The sequence below is a fragment of the Ruegeria sp. SAZA006 genome (genome assembly GCF_059613465.1).
In genome coordinates this window covers 107,955-124,778 of sequence record NZ_JBXWSO010000016.1, presented here as the reverse complement: position 1 = coordinate 124,778, position 16,824 = coordinate 107,955, and the positions used below count along the sequence as shown (strand labels likewise).

Annotated in this window: 15 protein-coding genes; 7 read left to right on the top strand and 8 right to left on the bottom strand. The window is 62.5% G+C overall.

Translation table 11 applies throughout. The features are described from left to right. Positions 1 to 5 precede the first annotated feature (5 nt). A complete protein-coding gene (locus AC2FNZ_RS15735) occupies positions 6 to 1,148 on the bottom strand; it encodes a DUF3095 domain-containing protein (protein WP_496841204.1) in 1,143 nt (380 codons plus the stop codon). Positions 1,149 to 1,295: 147 nt separating this feature from the next. On the opposite strand from AC2FNZ_RS15735, the gene AC2FNZ_RS15730 reads away from it, so the two are divergent. The 4 genes from AC2FNZ_RS15730 to AC2FNZ_RS15715 all read left to right on the top strand — a co-directional run bounded on the left by AC2FNZ_RS15730 (position 1,296) and on the right by AC2FNZ_RS15715 (position 5,557). Further along, positions 1,296 to 2,468: an MFS transporter gene (locus AC2FNZ_RS15730; protein ID WP_496841203.1), complete on the top strand. Its 1,173-nt coding sequence runs from the start codon at positions 1,296 to 1,298 to the stop codon at positions 2,466 to 2,468. A 20-nt stretch (positions 2,469 to 2,488) separates the two neighbouring features. Then, entirely contained in the window at positions 2,489 to 3,520 is a 1,032-nt protein-coding gene (locus AC2FNZ_RS15725) for a glycosyltransferase family 4 protein (RefSeq protein ID WP_496841202.1), read from the top strand. Positions 3,521 to 3,623: 103 nt separating this feature from the next. Continuing rightward, on the top strand, positions 3,624 to 4,646 hold the full coding sequence (locus AC2FNZ_RS15720; protein WP_496841201.1) for an aspartate-semialdehyde dehydrogenase: 1,023 nt from the start codon (positions 3,624 to 3,626) through the stop codon (positions 4,644 to 4,646). Positions 4,647 to 5,134: 488 nt separating this feature from the next. After that, positions 5,135 to 5,557 carry a hypothetical protein gene (locus AC2FNZ_RS15715; RefSeq protein ID WP_496841200.1) on the top strand — a complete coding sequence of 141 codons (423 nt, stop codon included), beginning with the start codon at positions 5,135 to 5,137 and terminating at the stop codon, positions 5,555 to 5,557. Positions 5,558 to 5,609: 52 nt separating this feature from the next. Here AC2FNZ_RS15715 and AC2FNZ_RS15710 read toward each other — a convergent pair whose 3' ends face one another. The 5 genes from AC2FNZ_RS15710 to AC2FNZ_RS15690 form a co-directional block, all read right to left on the bottom strand. Continuing rightward, positions 5,610 to 7,529, bottom strand: a complete 1,920-nt coding sequence (locus AC2FNZ_RS15710) for a DUF3604 domain-containing protein (RefSeq protein ID WP_496841199.1) — start codon at positions 7,527 to 7,529, stop codon at positions 5,610 to 5,612. 162 nt (positions 7,530 to 7,691) lie between these two features. Next, on the bottom strand, positions 7,692 to 9,791 hold the full coding sequence (locus AC2FNZ_RS15705; RefSeq protein ID WP_496841198.1) for an acyltransferase family protein: 2,100 nt from the start codon (positions 9,789 to 9,791) through the stop codon (positions 7,692 to 7,694). A gap of 144 nt (positions 9,792 to 9,935) precedes the next feature. Then, positions 9,936 to 10,247 (bottom strand): P-II family nitrogen regulator, encoded by a 312-nt coding sequence (locus tag AC2FNZ_RS15700; protein WP_093963956.1) that lies wholly within the window; start codon positions 10,245 to 10,247, stop codon positions 9,936 to 9,938. A gap of 4 nt (positions 10,248 to 10,251) precedes the next feature. Further along, positions 10,252 to 11,229 carry a sodium-dependent bicarbonate transport family permease gene (locus tag AC2FNZ_RS15695; RefSeq protein WP_170340783.1) on the bottom strand — a complete coding sequence of 326 codons (978 nt, stop codon included), beginning with the start codon at positions 11,227 to 11,229 and terminating at the stop codon, positions 10,252 to 10,254. Between the two features lie 61 nt (positions 11,230 to 11,290). After that, positions 11,291 to 11,941, bottom strand: coding sequence for a carbonic anhydrase (locus AC2FNZ_RS15690; protein WP_093963954.1), 651 nt, complete (start codon positions 11,939 to 11,941; stop codon positions 11,291 to 11,293). 142 nt (positions 11,942 to 12,083) lie between these two features. On the opposite strand from AC2FNZ_RS15690, the gene AC2FNZ_RS15685 reads away from it, so the two are divergent. The 3 genes from AC2FNZ_RS15685 to AC2FNZ_RS15675 all read left to right on the top strand — a co-directional run bounded on the left by AC2FNZ_RS15685 (position 12,084) and on the right by AC2FNZ_RS15675 (position 14,651). Continuing rightward, the gene (locus AC2FNZ_RS15685; RefSeq protein WP_496841197.1) at positions 12,084 to 12,473 is read left to right on the top strand and encodes a hypothetical protein; all 390 of its coding nucleotides are present in this window, start codon (positions 12,084 to 12,086) and stop codon (positions 12,471 to 12,473) included. 61 nt (positions 12,474 to 12,534) lie between these two features. Beyond that, on the top strand, positions 12,535 to 13,917 hold the full coding sequence (locus AC2FNZ_RS15680; protein ID WP_496841196.1) for a leucyl aminopeptidase family protein: 1,383 nt from the start codon (positions 12,535 to 12,537) through the stop codon (positions 13,915 to 13,917). Then, entirely contained in the window at positions 13,914 to 14,651 is a 738-nt protein-coding gene (locus tag AC2FNZ_RS15675) for a C40 family peptidase (protein WP_496841195.1), read from the top strand. The genes AC2FNZ_RS15680 and AC2FNZ_RS15675 overlap by 4 nt, the downstream gene beginning before the upstream one ends. On the opposite strand, the gene AC2FNZ_RS15670 is transcribed toward AC2FNZ_RS15675, so the two are convergent. Together AC2FNZ_RS15670 and AC2FNZ_RS15665 are read right to left on the bottom strand one after the other, a co-directional pair. Next, positions 14,648 to 14,998 (bottom strand): DUF2794 domain-containing protein, encoded by a 351-nt coding sequence (locus tag AC2FNZ_RS15670; RefSeq protein ID WP_093963950.1) that lies wholly within the window; start codon positions 14,996 to 14,998, stop codon positions 14,648 to 14,650. The two genes, AC2FNZ_RS15675 and AC2FNZ_RS15670, sit on opposite strands and share 4 nt — an antisense overlap. A 73-nt stretch (positions 14,999 to 15,071) precedes the next feature. Then, positions 15,072 to 16,739 carry an ABC transporter permease gene (locus AC2FNZ_RS15665; protein WP_093963949.1) on the bottom strand — a complete coding sequence of 556 codons (1,668 nt, stop codon included), beginning with the start codon at positions 16,737 to 16,739 and terminating at the stop codon, positions 15,072 to 15,074. Between the last annotated feature and the right edge of the window lie 85 nt (positions 16,740 to 16,824).

Below are 16,824 nucleotides of genomic sequence, written 5' to 3'. Positions count from 1 at the left end.
GCGGATCATCCCTGCATTGCGGCGGCGGCCTGCGCATAGCCGCCCGATGCACCATCTACGAAATGTACGTGATCGTCGCGCGTGGCGGCGGGCACGAAGCAGGTCATCATCGCCTCTTGCTGGGAATGGATGCCATATCTGATCTTGCCGCGTCCGCGCGCATCCTCAAGGGTCCGGGCGATGCGCGACAGGGTCTCGTCGTCGCAATCCAGCGTCATCTTCAACCCGTCATCAAATTTGCGGAAATCCGCATTTCGGCTGACCATGTTCTTGTAGTGGCCCGGCTCGAACTCGCCCAAACGCTTGCCTGATTTGAACAGCAGCCAGATCAGCAGGTTCTGCACAAGCAGCGCAGCCTTGCGCACGGCCAGATTGCGCCCAGCGCGCGAAACATGGGCATCCAGTGAAAGCCCCGGAGGTGGCCACTTGATCGGAGGGCCGCCGGCCGGCACGGGATGGCCCGCGCGCTCCAGAGCCTCAGATGCGGACAGAACTGATTGCGCCAGATCAGCAAAGTCGCGTTCTGTCGCCTGCGCAGTGGGCTGGATGACAAGTGAAACGATCTGCCCATGCCGCGCAGGGCTGTTGGACCAGCGGCAGGACAGTCCCGTCAGGTCGGGCTGCGCGTCGGCCCCGGCGGGCGGAACCTCGCACTGGCCAGCCTTCATCTGCGCCTCGGCCCAGGCCAGTCCGCCACCGGTGAACATGGCGTAATCCACCCCCGAGGACGGCGCATAGCGCGCTACCCGCAAGTCGTGCCCCTCCGCACGCACGTCGGACACAGGAACCAAAGCCGCACGTAGCGCGATGCCGAACTCGGTTTCCGCCCAACTGCGCAGCGCGGCCAAGGTGTCGCGCGCCATGTCGGCATCGTCCTTCGGGATGGCAAATCCGGCACCGTCGCCACCAAAAACATAGGGAAAAACCCGCCCGCCCAGCGCGTTGATCATGCCTGAGATCACCGCCGCGCCCACCATGTTCACCGTCTTGTAGCGGCCGCGCGCGATTTCGCCGGTCGAGTCCACGATATCGGCGACGCCCACGATCCAGTCATCCGGGACCGGAGTGAATTGTTCCGGATCCGACAGGGCGAGAAAATCGCGTGTAATGGGTACGCGGCCATAGAATCCGATATCGGCGGTTTTCATTGTCCCTCCCGTGTCCCTCCCGTTTGCTGGCCGCAATGATAGCGTAGTGCGGGGGCGTTTCCCGATACTGCAACATATCACACGCGCTTGTGCATGGCATCGGGACGTGCCAAGCATCCCGGTGAGGCGGACGGCAGGGAGACCGACATGCAGGCAGGTTTGGTGATCTTGTGTCTGGCCTATGTTCTCAGCCAGTTCTTCCGCGCGTTCCTTGCGGTTCTGACCGCCGATCTGGCCCGCGACATCGGTGCCACGCCCGAGGATCTGGCCTGGGCCTCGGGCCTGTGGTTTCTGGTCTTTGCGGCGATGCAGATCCCGGTGGGATGGGCGCTGGACCGGGTTGGCCCGCGGCAGACGGCGGCGGTTCTGCTGCTGATCGGCGGCGCGGGTGGGGCTGCGGTGTTCGCGATGGCCACGACGCCCCTGCATGTAGCGGTGGCGATGGCGTTGATCGGGGTCGGGTGTTCGCCGGTTCTGATGGCCTCGTATTTCATCTTTGCCCGCGAATATCCGCCCGCGAAATTCGCGACCCTGGCGGCGGTGATGCTGGGTGTGGGGTCGGTTGGCAACCTCGTGGCCTCGTATCCCACGGCGCTGGCGCTCGAGCTGATGGGCTGGCGCGCGACGCTGGCGGGGCTGGCCGCGATCTCGGGCGCGGTGGCTGTAGGTATCTGGGTCACGGTAAAAGACCCCGCGCGGGTGGTGTCCGAGCAGAAAGGGTCGGTTCTGGACCTGCTGCGCGAACCTGCTTTGTGGGCGATTTTGCCCTTGATGCTGGTGGCCTATGCGCCCTCTGCCGCGCTGCGGGGGCTGTGGGCCGGCCCCTATCTGCTGGACGTGTTCGGGCTGAGCGCCACCCAGATCGGGCAGGCTACGCTGGTCATGGGCGCCGCGATGATCGCGGGCACCTTTGCCTATGGGCCGCTGGACCGGCTTCTGAACACCCGCAAATGGGTGATCTTCGGCGGCAACGCGCTGGCGGTGCTGGCGCTGGGGCTGTTGGGGCTGTGGGTCGCGGACGCCGTCTGGCTGTCGGTTCTGCTGATGGCGCTGATCGGGTTTCTGGGGGCATCCTTCCCGGTGATCATGGCGCATGGGCGCGCCTTCATCCCGGCGCACCTGGTGGGGCGCGGCGTGACCCTACTGAACCTGTTCGGGATCGGCGGCGTGGGGCTGGCACAATTCGCCACCGGCCGCATCCATGCGGCGACGGTGGACATGGGGCCAACCGCACCCTACACAGCGATATTCGCCTTCTTTGCCGTCACGCTGACGATCGGCTGCGTGATCTACCTGTTCAGCCGTGACAGCATGGAGTGAGACCCGCAGGAGCGCGCGCCGTGAACGACCCCGTTGTCCTTGCCCCAAACCTCAAACGCCGCCTGTCCGGCGTGACCGCCACGATCGCGCGGCTGGTGCCGTTGCAGGCGCAGTGGATCGACATTGCCGCCACCGGCCCGGGCCTGCCTGAAGACATCCCGCACATCCCGCTGGGCCGCCTGCCCTTTCTGTCGCGCAAGACGCTGCGGGTCTGGCACGCCCGCCGCAACACCGAGATGCTGCTGGGCCTGATCCTGCGCGACCTGCTGCGGCTGCGGCTGAAACTGCTGTTCACCAGCGCCTCGCAGCGGGCGCATACGGGCTATACCAAGTGGCTGATCGGCAAGATGGACGCGGTGGTGGCGACCTCGCGCAAGACGGCCGGGTACCTTGAGCGGGACGCGCAGGTGATCATGCACGGGATCAATCTGCAGGATTTCACCCCTCCGCAGGACAAGGCAGCGCTGCGCGCGCAGATGGGGCTGCCCGACGGGCTGTTGCTGGGTTGTTACGGGCGCATCCGCCACCAGAAGGGCACCGACGCTTTTGTCGATGCGATGATCGACCTGTGCGGGCAGGTCCCCGACGTGCATGGCATCGTCATGGGCCGCGCGACCGAGAAACACAGCGCTTTCCTGACCGAACTGAAGGACAAGGTGGCCCGGGCCGGCCTGTCCGACCGCATCCTGTTCAAGCCCGAGGTCACAGTGGACAAGATCGCCCAATGGTACCAGGTGCTGGATCTGTTCATCGCCCCCCAACGCTGGGAGGGGTTCGGACTGACGCCGCTGGAAGCGATGGCCTGCGGTGTGCCCGTAGTGGCCACCGATGTGGGCGCGTTTTCCGAGATCGTGACCGACCCCGCGTTGGGTCGGGTGGTGCCCCCGGGCGACATTCCGGCGCTGGTCGCGGCCGCGGCCGAGATGCTGGCGGACCGTGATTCCCTGGCCAGCGCAGGCCAGGCCGCCCGCGCCCATGTGGAACGGAATTTCGACATCAACGGCGAGGCGCAGGCGCTCGTTGCGCTCTATCAGCGGCTGCTGAAGGCCTGAGTCGCCGCAAAACTGCGTCATTCGGTCAATTCCGCCGCGAAGGCCCTTTTTTATTTTCTGCAACGCGGCTATGAACGCGCGTCCTTAATTCAGGAGACTAGACATGGGCTATCGCGTCGTTGTCGTCGGCGCCACGGGTAACGTGGGCCGCGAAATGCTGAACATCCTGGCTGAACGCCAGTTCCCCGTGGACGAAATTGCCGTTCTGGCAAGCCGTCGTTCGCTGGGCACCGAAGTCAGCTTTGGCGACAAGACACTCAAGACCCAGGATCTGGACACTTTCGATTTCACCGGCTGGGACATGGCGCTGTTCGCCGTGGGGTCCGCCGCGACCAAGGATTACGCCCCCAAGGCGGCAGCGGCCGGCTGCGTGGTGATCGACAACTCGTCGCTCTATCGCTACGACCCCGAGATCCCGCTGATCGTGCCCGAGTGCAACCCGCAGGCGATCCACGGCTACAAGAACAAAAACATCATCGCCAACCCCAACTGCTCGACCGCGCAGATGGTGGTGGCGCTGAAGCCGCTGCATGACCGCGCCAAGATCAAGCGCGTCGTGGTCTCGACCTATCAGTCGGTGTCGGGCGCAGGCAAGGAAGGCATGGACGAGCTGTGGGACCAGACCAAGGCCGTCTACAACCCGATCAACGAGGTTGCGCCGAAGAAGTTCCAGAAGCAGATCGCCTTCAACGTCATTCCGCATATCGACGTGTTCATGGAGGACGGATCGACCAAGGAAGAGTGGAAGATGGTCGTCGAGACCAAGAAGATCGTCGACCCGTCGATCAAGGTCACCGCGACCTGTGTGCGGGTGCCGGTTTTTGTCGGACATTCGGAGTCGGTGAACATCGAGTTCGAGGAATTCCTGGACGAGGACGAGGCCCGCGACATCCTGCGCGAAGCTCCGGGCGTGATGGTGATCGACAAGCGCGAGGCCGGTGGCTATGTCACGCCGGTTGAATGCGTCGGCGATTTCGCCACTTTCATCAGCCGGATCCGTCAGGACTCGACCGTGGAAAACGGCCTGAACCTGTGGTGTGTCTCGGACAACCTGCGCAAAGGCGCGGCCCTGAATGCAGTGCAAATCGCCGAGCTGCTGGGCCGCGAGGTCCTGAAAAAGGGCTGATACAGCGAACCAGTCAGACATCTGAAAACCCCGCGGCATGGACTGCGGGGTTTTTCATTTTTTGGCAATGCGAGACGGAAGGTGCGGCGGGTATCACCGCAGGTTCTGCCCAAGCAGAAGTAAATTCGCCAGGTGAATAGCTATTATTCACATAATCAATTTTTCATATTTCACAGCTACTGGTATTTTTTCGCCCATTGAAGGCGCCTTCGTTTCAATCTCAGCCGAGAGGAAACGAGCCATGATTGACCAAACAGAGCCTGACCTGTCGCAGGAACCGGGGTTCAACACCGCGGGATCCCACCTGCTCTGGAACCGCTGACTAGGCCGATGTTTTTCTGGCCTTCAGTGCTCAACGCCGCACTGCCAGACGGTTCGGACCAGGTTGGGCAGCGTGGTTCGGATGCCCGCGTCAGAACACACCTTTTTCCGGCAAACCCAGTTTTCAACGCCCCGTGCGGCTCATCGAATATTCAAAGGAGACCGTTATGACCAGATTGCCCATCTTTTTTCTGACCACCGCAGCCATATTTGCCGTTTTGGGCATGTTGTGGGGAATCCAGATGTCCGCCAGCCATGATCACACGCTGTCTCCGGCACATGGCCACTTGAACCTGATCGGGTTCGTTGCGCTGGCAGTGTTCGGATTCTACTACGCTCTGACCCCCGAGGCGGCGCGCAGCGGTCTGGCGAAGCTGCACTATGGGCTGTCCGTGGCAACGGTGCTGGTGCTCGTTCCCGGGATCGTGCTGGCAATTACCGAAAGGGGCGAAACCCTTGCCCAGATCGGATCGCTTTTGGCAGTTCTGACCATGGTCCTGTTCGTGTTCATCCTGCTGCGTCACGGTCTTGGAGCGACAGACGCGGACAACCGCAGGCCGGTGGCCGGCAATCCCAGCCCGGCCGAATGAACAAGACCGCCCCGCCTGCGCGAGGCGGGGCTTCGCTCAACGGAACGACCGTTTATCCCGGGGTGTACCAGATCGGCGACGTATAGGCCCGTTCGGTCGTGATCATCGGAACATAGTCCGGCATCTCGATCCCGAACCGTTTGGCCTCGTAGGCGGTCCAGCGGGGGGTCGGGATCTCGATCACACGGGCATAGTAGAACGCAGACAGGTTGGGGTCGAAATCCGGATCCTGCCACGTGGTGATCAACTCACTTGCCCCGATGGTGTTGGTCCAGGTGGCGTTTTCGACATCGACGGTGTTGCCGACTTCGGGCAGCTTGCCGTTCTCGTCCAGCTGGCGATCGCCGGCCCAGACGACATTGTAGACTTTCTCCTGCAAGGCCCCGTCGGCATCGACCCAGCCCTTGACGATCTGAATGCGATCCAGGTTGCCGGAAATCGGGTCCTTCAATGCAAAAACAAGGAAGTTCGGAGCCCGCCCATCGGGAGACGCCTGCAAGTTGCCCCCCATCGGTACGCCTTTTTTGTAACCCGCATCCGCAGGAACACGGCTTGCGGCATCCTCATCGGTGAAGTCATAACCGCCGAAAAACCGAACCCCCATACGCGACCCCGTGGTCGCGTAGGTCTCCCTGCGCTGCATCGCGTCAAAGATCGCCTCGCGGGTGTTTTCCGTCGCCCAGACCGCACCCAGTCCACCAGCGGCCTGTTTCCAGCCATAGATCGACAGCTCTGGGTCGGGTGCTTCGATTACCAGGTGTTCCCAACGGTTCGGCCCGGGCTCGACCCCGGAATGTTTGCCGAAAAAGTTGTCTTCCTGCGCCGTTGCCATACCGGTATGCGAATCCGTCGCGCCGACCATCCCGAACTTGAACGGGTTAACACCCAGCTCCTGTTCGATCTTGAGCCCGCGCTTCAAAGCCTCGCGCGCGTATTCACCGGCCAGCATCTCGGGTTGCTTCAACTCGGTTCCGTTCAGATTGGCCGCGTCCCATGTGTCGAAATCTGCGAACTCGTCATCGGGGCTGAGGAACGGATGCGCCTCACCGTCGCCCTTGATCTGCGTCGGTTCGTACAGCGGCTCGAACCGGGCGCGCAGGCTTGCGATCTCCTGGGTCAGTGCGGATCCATCGTAGGCGTTCAGAGAGAACATCCGCCCGTTCGACAGGTTGCCGTTGTGCGCGATGGCCAGGACCTCGCCGCCTGTCCTTTCCTCATATTCGGCCAGAAAGGCCCACAGGTCCTCGGGGTTCTTGCTGTCGTATTGCGAGAACGGGCGGGTCTGGTTGGCCCGGTCGCGCCCATCGCGGAACAGCACGTTCCGGTGCAGGTTGTTGGCGCCCTCGGTTGTGTATTCATAGCCGATGATGGCTGAAAAGACTCCCGGCTCGTTGAAGCTGTCGGCGAGGGCCGTGTACGCCTCCCACGCATGCTTGATGGCCTTCGGGTTGTCGATGGGCGGGACGTCATCCGACAACGAGGCGACGATCTCCATTGCCGTGTCAAACGCAAGCTGGCTGTCACCCGCCGTCAGCGCCTCGTACCAGGCCTTGCCCTGGGGTGTCGCCAGAACCTCGGCGTCTCCGGCCAGCAGTTGCGGCATCAGCCCGTACATCTCGGCATGGTCCGAGACGACCAGCCAATCGAGCGGACGGGACAGCTTGGCCCGAAGGCCGTGGGTTGTCGTGACCTCTTCGCCGCGGGCAAAGCGAAACGCCTGTTCCTGGGTCAGCCGGGTCATCGTGCCGGCGTCTACCGAAACCGAAGTATGCAGATGCGAGTCTCCCCACAGCGGCCGCTGGGGAAAGTTCCGCCCCGCATAGGGTGAGAAATCATCAGGCGCCAATACGACATCCGTGCTGCCCTGCTCGGTCTGGAACTCCTGCGTGGACACGGATGTGGCGGTCAGCGCGACCAGACAGGCCAACGTCCACAAAGGACGTTGTAAAACGATTGCGAAAGACTTGGTCATGAAATCCCTCCCAGGTGTGTCATTTCCATTCGGTTGGTTCCGGAAATGACGGTAGCCTATCACGGATTTGGATATTCGAATAAAATTTACTATCGACACAACCCGGACCTCGCGCTGCAGTGGTTCAGCGCGCGGGCGGCAGACCAATGCAAGGCTGAGGAATCACTCTCCGTTCGAGTCTCTCTGGGCCAGGTCGGCGTTCTGTTGAAACTGGCTGCAGGTACGGTCATTAGCAGGACCCACAGCACCAGTGTCGGCTGGCCCATTAGGTTCGTCCCCGAACAGGAACCATCCACCGGTGCGGCACCCAAGTTCGCGCGAACCTTCTTTCGAGAGATGGCGACCATCCCGATAGTATGCCGTCGAGCCGTCGCTGGCGCGGCACATGCCGTCGGCATCGCAGAGTATCCGATCCAGCCAGACGACTTTGTGGCGGCCCTCGAGCTGGTGCAGCATCTCACCAACCTCAAGAAGCTCCGGCTGTATGTCCGCGAACGGATAGTCGCACAGATGCGGGTCAGCGCCTCGGAGTTCGGCATTCACCACGCAATAGCCCAGGTTTTGGCCATTCGAGGGGGGCGGAGACACGACGATCGGGGTTTTACCGGCAGACACAAGCCGTTCGAGCGTTTTTTCCAGATTCCGCAGAACTGTGCTCTGCGGGCCTTCGGGGTCCATTGCGCCGTCAACGGCCGCGAGTCCGCCCGGCTCGAACAAATAGTAGAACGGCGATGAGACGATGACATAGTCAATGCTGTCGGTCGAAGTGACATAATCCAGCACCCGGTCGCTGAAATCCAGACAGGCCTGCGGGGATTCTCCGGTCCGGCCGCGATCGGCAAAGGCGATACCGGCGATCGGCGCGCAGAGCGACTTGGTCAGCTGAACGACCCCAAGCTCGGGGTAGGCCGTGGTCAGGCCGACCACCAGATGCATGGCGAAACTGTCCCCCCAAACCGCAACCTTGGGGGACTCGGAAGTCGCGCAGCTGTCAGGCACCGGCATTCGACCGTTGCACGCATTGCTCAAACCCCGGTTCGGAGCCAGGCTTTCGGTCAGTCTCGGCAGATCGATATTGCGCAGCGCCTTACGATCGGGCGCGCCATCGGTTGCGAAGATCGCCACCCCGACCGAGAACACCAAAGCCGATATCGCGGCGCTTCCGATGAAGATCCCCCGGCGGCTGAATAGACCTTCCCTATGACGGCGAAAGGGTTGCTCGACGAAGCGCCATGTCAAGGCTGACAGCACAAAGGCCAGCACGACAAGGCTGGCGATGGTCAGCGGTGTTGGCGCCGGAACACTCCGGATCTTAGCAAAGACCAACAACGGGTAGTGCCACAGGTAAAGGCTGTAGCTGATCAGGCCGATCCAGACCATGATCCGCGACGACAACAGCGCCCCTATCGGGTCTCGTTGGCTGGCGAAAACGATGACCAGAACGGTTCCCAAAACGGGCACGACCGTCAGGAATGACGGGTGCGGCGTGTACCGGTCAAACATCACGTAGGACACCAGCAGCCCGACCATGCCCAGCAGCGGCAGCACCGTCGAGAACCGCCCCTTGTCCTGCCGCGGAACGAAGGCGCATATCGCGCCGGCCAAAAGCTCCCACGCGCGGGTATAGATCAGGTAGAACCCTGCCCTGGGTTCGTTTTCCGATGTCCACTGCGCCAGCAACAGACTGGCCAAAAGCATCACCGACAGGCCAAGGATGCAGGTCCGGGTCCCTCTTCGAAACAGAAACAGCAGCAGCAGCGGAAACAGCAGGTAGAACTGTTCTTCCACCGCAAGGCTCCATGTGTGGAGCAGCGGATGCATGTCGAATTCATCCGCGAAATAGTCCTTGTTCCGGAAGAAGAAGACGTTCGACAGGAATACCGCGACGGATGACAGGCTTCGCGAATAGACCCTGAGATCGGCCGGCAGCATCCAGATCCACGCCAGGCAGGTTGTCACGGCCAGAACCACGAAAAGGGCCGGAAGAATCCGCCTGGCTCGCCTTTCGTAGAAATCGACGATGGACAACCGTCCGCGTTGAATATCCCCGATCAGAAGCGAGGTGATCAAGTAGCCGCTGATGACGAAAAAGACATCAACACCCAGAAACCCGCCGGACAGCCATGACAATCCGGCGTGGTAGAAGACCACTGGCAACACAGCTATTGCCCGAAGGCCGTCAATTTCCCTTCTGTAGGCGATGCTCAAAACGGCCAACCTCAAGATGCTGGCTGAAATGCTAGCGCCCGTCCCGGTTGCCATCAACGATGTTTGTCAGTCAGCCCGCTCTGAAGGAAAATGTGTGGTTTTGCGAACAGGGGTTTGCCTGTTCGCTCCGCACATCGTGCATGGGTCCACGCCATGACTCCCGAGGTTAGGCGCGCATCGGATCCCAAGCGTGCCGGGTCAGAAACGCTCGGCCCGCAGAACTTGGCAGTCGGTGACGCTTACAACCCCGATATGGCGATCAAGCACGGGAAGGATCGCGCTCAGCAGCCCGTCCAAGCGATCGGGGCGAATGATGCAGATGACCTGAACCATTCCGCTGGCGCGGCTGACCTGACCCGATCGGCTCCATTCACCCGATCGTCCCGATCCGCCGAGCACCGGCAGGATCGTGAACCCGGTCACACCTTGATCGACCAGAGCATCCGTCAGACGGGATTTCACGATGGCTTCGATGGTGATCTCGACCCGTTTGGCGTCATGTGTCTGCATCGTCTTATCCTCCGGTAACGGCCCGGGCGACCGAGACGTAGATCGGCAGGCCCAGCGCCAGGTTGAATGGGAATGTGACGCCCAAAGACAGGGTCAGATAGATGGACGGGTTCGCCTCGGGCACGGCCACGCGCATCGCCGCAGGAACCGCGATGTACGAGGCGGAGGCGCCCAACACCATCAGCAACACCGCTCCACCGGTGGACAGACCCAACAGGAGCGCGGCCACCAACCCGGCACCAGCCCCGATCAGCGGCATCAGCACGCCGAAGCCAAGCAGACCCATCGTGATCAGCCCGCGCCCGGCACGCAACCCGCGCCCCGCGACGATACCCATGTCCAGCAGGAACAGGCACAGGACCCCCTTGAACGGTGCGACCACGAAGCTGCTGATTTCGGCCAGACCGTCCTCGCCCGTGATCCAGCCGATTGCAAACGACCCGACAAGCAGAACGATCGAACCATTGAGGGCGATCTCGCGCCAGAGATCCGAGTCCATCCGGCGAGCTCCGCCACCGCGGGAGATCAGCCACAGAGCGGACAGGATCGCCGGCGCTTCCATCGCGGCCGCAACAGCCACCATATAGCCCTCGTACATCAGGCCCTGACTTTCCAGAACCGATGTACCGGCCACGAATGTGACGATCGAGATTGAGCCGTAATGTGCTGCGACCGCTCCGGCGTTGACATGGTCCAAGTTGGTCAGCACCCGCAACAGGCCAAACGCCACCAGCGGCAGCAGTGCGGACAGAATGACACCTGCAATGAGGGACAAGCCAAGCGTGGCGTCGATCCCGTGTGCGGCAACACTGACCCCACCCTTGAAGCCGATCGCAAACAGCAGATAGATCGACATCGCCTTGGCGATGGCCTCGGGAATGGTCAGGTCAGATCGGGCCAATGCCGCTGACAGACCAAGCACAAAACTGAGAATGATCGGCGAGACCAGATTGTCGGCCGCCAGAGACAACAGGTTTTCCATACAGTCACCGCACCCTAATTGAACTAGCGTTCAATTAGGGTGCGTTTCTCCGATTTAAAGACTAAACCGGCAGGAATTTTTTTCCTGACGGATCATAATACTCCAGACCACCTTCGCCGATATCGGTCCACAAGCCGTGCAGCGATATCGAGCCGTTCTGTACGGCCTCGGCCACGAACGGGAAGGTCATCAGGTTTTCGAGCGACGCGACAACCGCCTGACGCTCGAACTGGCGCGCCTGTTCCGCGGGATCTTCGACATCGGAGACCAGATCGAATTTCGGTTTGAGGATGTCCATCCAGCGTCCGACAAAACTCTCTTTGGCTTCCAGTTGCGGCGCTTCGCCTTTGCACATGTCGATACAGCCCTGCACCCCGCCGCATTGCGAATGTCCCAGCACGATCAGATGCGCCACTTTCAATGCCGTCACCGCATACTCGATGGTTGCGCTGGTACCGTGGCGCTCGCCGTCCGGTTCGTAGGGCGGTACCAGGTTGGCAATATTGCGGTGGATAAAAAACTCGCCCTGGTCGGCCCCGAAAATCGAGGTGACATGGACCCGGCTGTCACAGCAGGAAATCACCATCGCACGCGGACGCTGCCCCTCGGTCGCCAGCCGGCGGTACCAGGCCTGGTTCTCGGAATAGGACGTGGCTTTCCAACCGTGGTACCGTTTGACCAGATAGCTCGGCAGAGGTTTGGCGTGGTGCATCGCGTTTTCCCAAATTTGCGGTTCGACCGCCGATCTAACGCAAGTTCGAACAAAATTCGAGACATTATCCCGATTGGCCGAAAGGAATTGCAAAGGTCTTTTGTGACAGGTTCGCAGATGCCGTGGGGGCAGAAAGATTGGGGTGAATGAGGTGGACAAGATCGTCTCGCTTGAACAGAAGGAGTCCGTGAGCCTGGATCCGGACCGGTTGAACGGGCTGTATCGGCAATTGGGTGACACGAACGCGGTCGACGTTCTGTGCCGAACGGTCGAGGAGCTGGCAGTACGCCTGTCGAATTGTGAACGGCTCTGGCGTCAACGTGACTGGGCGGGGCTTCGCAAATGCGCCAAGTCTCTGGTCGCAATATCCGAACAGGTCGGCATGACGGCGCTGGCCCGGGTCGCCGGCGACGTGGCCCGGACGGTAGATGCCGGCGATGCAGTGGCGACCGGAGCCACGCTCAGCCGACTGATCCGGGTGGGCGAGCGGTCGCTGACCGCCGTTTGGGATCAACAGAATCTTTCGATATGACGGGTTGCGGGCGAACAACAGGCGGCTAGTGTAGGCGGCACCAGAACAGTCCGAGGCGCCCATGTCCCTGTCTTTTGCACCTTCCGATGCCCCTGCCATTGATCTGCATGTTCTTGCGCAGGACGGGCTCGAGCCTTGGCTGAAGTCTCAGCCCGATGAGACACAGGCCTGGGTAGCCGCGAGCGGATTCACCGGCGCAATCGGGCAGGTTCTGCTGGTTCCCGGACCGACGGGCGCGCCGCAATTCGCGCTGGCAGGCTATGGAACCGACACCCGGCGCGCTCGGGTACGCTTTCCGCTTGCCGCCGCCGCCGAGGTTCTGCCCGAAGGCACTTACCGGATTGCGTCCGGTTTGCCGGCAGACAAAGCCGAAACCGAAGCCCTGGGCTGGTTGCTGACCGGGTACAGTTTCGACCGATATGCCGAACAGTCCGGCGCAAAGGCCCGATTGGTCGCGCCGGACGTTGTGAATGCTCCGCGGATTGAGATCATGGCCAATGCCGAAGCGCTCACCCGTGACCTGGTCAACACTCCAACGGCCGACATGGGACCTCAGGCCCTGCAAGACGCCGTTGAAACGCTGGCGCAGGAGTACGGGGCTCGTTGTGCCGTCACCATTGGCGACAGCTTGCTGGAACAGAACTTTCCCATGATCCACGCGGTGGGTCGGGCCGCTGAACAGGCTCCGCGCCTGATTGAGATGACCTGGGGCACAAGCGGTCCGAAGCTGACGTTGGTCGGCAAGGGCGTCTGCTTTGACACCGGCGGACTGAACCTGAAGCCGGGTGCCTCGATGGGGTTGATGAAAAAGGACATGGGCGGCGCGGCGAACGTTCTGGGGCTGGCGCGCATGATCATGGCGCTGGACCTGCCGCTGCAGTTGCGGGTGCTGATCCCGGCTGTGGAAAACGCGGTGGCCGGCAACGCGTTCCGGCCGGGTGACATCCTGACCTCGCGCAAGGGCCTGACGGTCGAGATCAACAACACCGATGCCGAAGGGCGGCTGGTGCTGGCCGACGCGCTGGCGCTGGCAGATGAGGGCGCGCCGGATCTGGTGATCACAATGGCGACGCTGACCGGCGCGGCGCGGGTGGCGGTGGGGGCGGATCTGGCCCCGTTCTACACCGATGACGATGCCGCCGCGCAGGCCTTGGCGCAGGCCGCTGTTCAGGCGGCTGACCCGGTCTGGCGGATGCCGTTCCACACGCCCTATGAGACGTTGATCGAGCCGGGCATCGCCGATCTCGACAACGCGCCGGCGGGCGGGTTCGCCGGGTCGATCACCGCGGCGTTGTTCCTACGGCGGTTCGTGGAAAATAGCCGGTACATGCATTTCGACATCTACTCCTGGCAAAAGGCCAAAGAGCCCGGCCGCAGCAAAGGCGGGTTGGGGCAAGGGCCGCGCGCCCTGCTGACCGCCCTGCCCGGGATGCTGGGCCTGTGAACCGCGCGTGCGTCATCCGCCCCGTCGTGGACCTGCTGCGCAGCCCCAAGGGCCCGCGCGACCGGCAGCTGCTGTATGGCGACGGCCTGGACGTCACCGAACAATCCGGCGGCTGGTGCCGAGTGGCTTCCGACAAGGATGGGTATCAAGGCTGGCTGCGCGCGGACCAGTTGGGCCCTGACGCCCCGGCCACGCATTGGATCTGGGCCCCGGCGACCCATGCCTATGCGCAACCCGACATCAAAAGCCCCGACCGGGTCAGCCTGAGCTTTGGCAGCCGGGTCGTGGTGCTGTCGCAGCAGGACCGCTTTGTCGAGACCGAGCTTGGGTTCATCCCCGCAGTGCATGTCAAACCGGTCGGAACCCTACTGAACGACCCGGTGGCCGTGGCCGAACTGTTTCTGGGCACCCCCTATCTTTGGGGCGGCAACAGCCGGTGGGGGCTGGATTGTTCAGGCCTGATTCAGGCGGGGCTGCTGGCCTGTGGCGCGGCCTGCCCCGGCGACAGCGGCGACCAAGAGCGGGACCTGGGCACCGCATTACCCGGAGGCACCCCGGCGCAGCGCGGCGATCTGTTGTTCTGGAAAGGCCATGTGGCCTGGGTGTCCGGCGACAACATGCTGCTGCATGCCAATGCCCATCACATGGCCGTGGTATTTGAACCGATGGATCAGGCCATTGCCCGGATCGAAGCCCAGGGCGACGGGCCGGTCACGGCGCACAAGCGGCTCTAATCCGGGTCGACCGAGCGGATCAGCTTGCGTTCCAGTACCCGCAGGACGGCGCGCAGGTCGTGCCCGCGTTTCAGGATGCGCCCGTCCATGCCCACCACCGAATACATCCCCTGCTTTGAACGCAGCCGGGGGTGTTTTTCAACACGATAGATCGGGTGCTCGGCCGTACGTCGGAAGATCGAGAATATGGCAACGTCGCGCAGATTTGATATTCCGTAGTCACGCCATTCTCCGGCGGCGACCATCCGTCCATAGACGGAAAGAATCTGTGACATCTCTTGCCGGTTGAAGGCCACCGGCATCTGGACCGGGCTTGCAGGGTTCCGGCTGGGAGGCTGCATGTTCATGACTTCAGCCTTGCCGGAAAATGCGATCAGATCAAGCCTGTCACGACATGGTGTGGTATTTTTGAACCGCCCGTCAGTGCCGGCGCCCGACCTGGCGGCAGATCAGGATCACCGGCAGCAGGCCCACGGCCAAGATCACCAGCGACGGAACGGCAGCGCCCTCCAACCGTTCGTCCGAGGCCAGCCGGTAGGCCTGAACCGCCAGCGTGTCAAAGTTGAAGGGCCGCATGATCAGCGTGGCCGGCAGTTCCTTCATCACGTCCACGAATACGATCAGCAGCGCCGTCAGCAGCGAGGGCGTGAGGATCGGCAGATGCACCCGACGCAACGTGCCCAATGGCGTCTGCCCCAGCGAGCGGGCAGCGGCATCCATATTTGCATGAACGGTGCTCTGACCGCTTTCATAAGCGCTGAGCGCGGCCGCGAGGAAGCGCACCATGTAGGCCGCCACCAACAACCAGATCGAGCCGGTGACCAGCAACCCGGTCGACACGCCGAAGGTCTGCCGCATCCAGGCGTCCAGCGCATTGTCGAACCCGGCAAAAGGCACGATCAGCCCCACCGCGATCACGCCGCCTGGCACAGCATAGCCCAACCGCGCCGCATAAGCCGCCATGGCCGAACCGCGCCCGGGTCTCAGCCGTTGGAAGAAACCGACGCAGACCGCCGCGCAGACGGTGATCACCGCCGCCGTTCCTGCCAGAGTCAGAGAATTCCGAATGAACCCGAGATAGCGGGCCGAAAGCAGGTTCTGCTCGGACTCCAATCCCATCTGAGTCAGCACTATCACCGGAAGTAGAAAGCCGAACAAAACCGGAATGGCGCATAAAACCCATGCCGCCACAGCCTGCCAGCCGCTCAGCTGTGCAGCGGGCAATGCCGCGTGGCGTTTGCCGGGTTGGTAGTATTTGGCCTTGCCGCGCTGGGTGCGCTCGGTCACGGCCATCACCAGCGCAAAGGCCAGAAGGCACAGCGCCAGCTGCGCCGCCGCCGCGCGGTCGGCCATGGAAAACCAGCTGGTGTAGATGCCGGTGGCAAAGGTCTGGACCCCGAAATAGGCGACCGTGCCGAAATCGGCGATGGTCTCCATCACCGCCAGCAGCACGCCGCCGGCAATCGCAGGCCGCGCCATCGGCAGCGATACCCGCCAAAAGGCCGACCACGGGCTGCTGCCCAGCGCCCGCGCCGCCAGAAAAGCGGTGGCACTTTGCTGCAGAAAGGCCGCGCGCGCCAACAGATAGACATAGGGGTATAGCACCAGGATCAGCATCACCGCCGCGCCCTCGGTCGAGCGGATCTCGGGGAACCAATAGTCGCGCGGGCCCCAGCCGGTCACCTGGCGCAGCGTGGTCTGAACGATGCCGGGATGATCGAGGATGAAGGTATAGGCATAGGCCAGCACATAGGCCGGAAAGGCCAGCGGCAGCACCAATGCCACCTCGAACAGGCGGACGCCGGGAAAACGGGTCATGGTGACCAGCCACGCGGCCCCGACCCCGATGGCGAAAGTCCCCACCGAAACCAATGAGACCAGGATCAGCGTGGTGGCCGCATAGCCGGGCAGGACCGTATCCAGCAGATGCCGGATCGTGTCAGTGCCGCCGGTAACGGCGGCCAGCACCACGGCGACCATCGGCAACAGGCAGGCTGCTGCAACCAGGTAGGCCAGGGCCCCGACGAACCGGGTGCCCAAGGCCCCACGGTTGCGCGATCCATGTTCTGAGAATTCGATCTGGGCCATGGCCTCGGGTCGGCAAAGGTTGCGGTTCCCCTTTAATCGACCAAAAAACTCGGAAACGCCAGTGGGCAGGCACAGGATTCTGCGG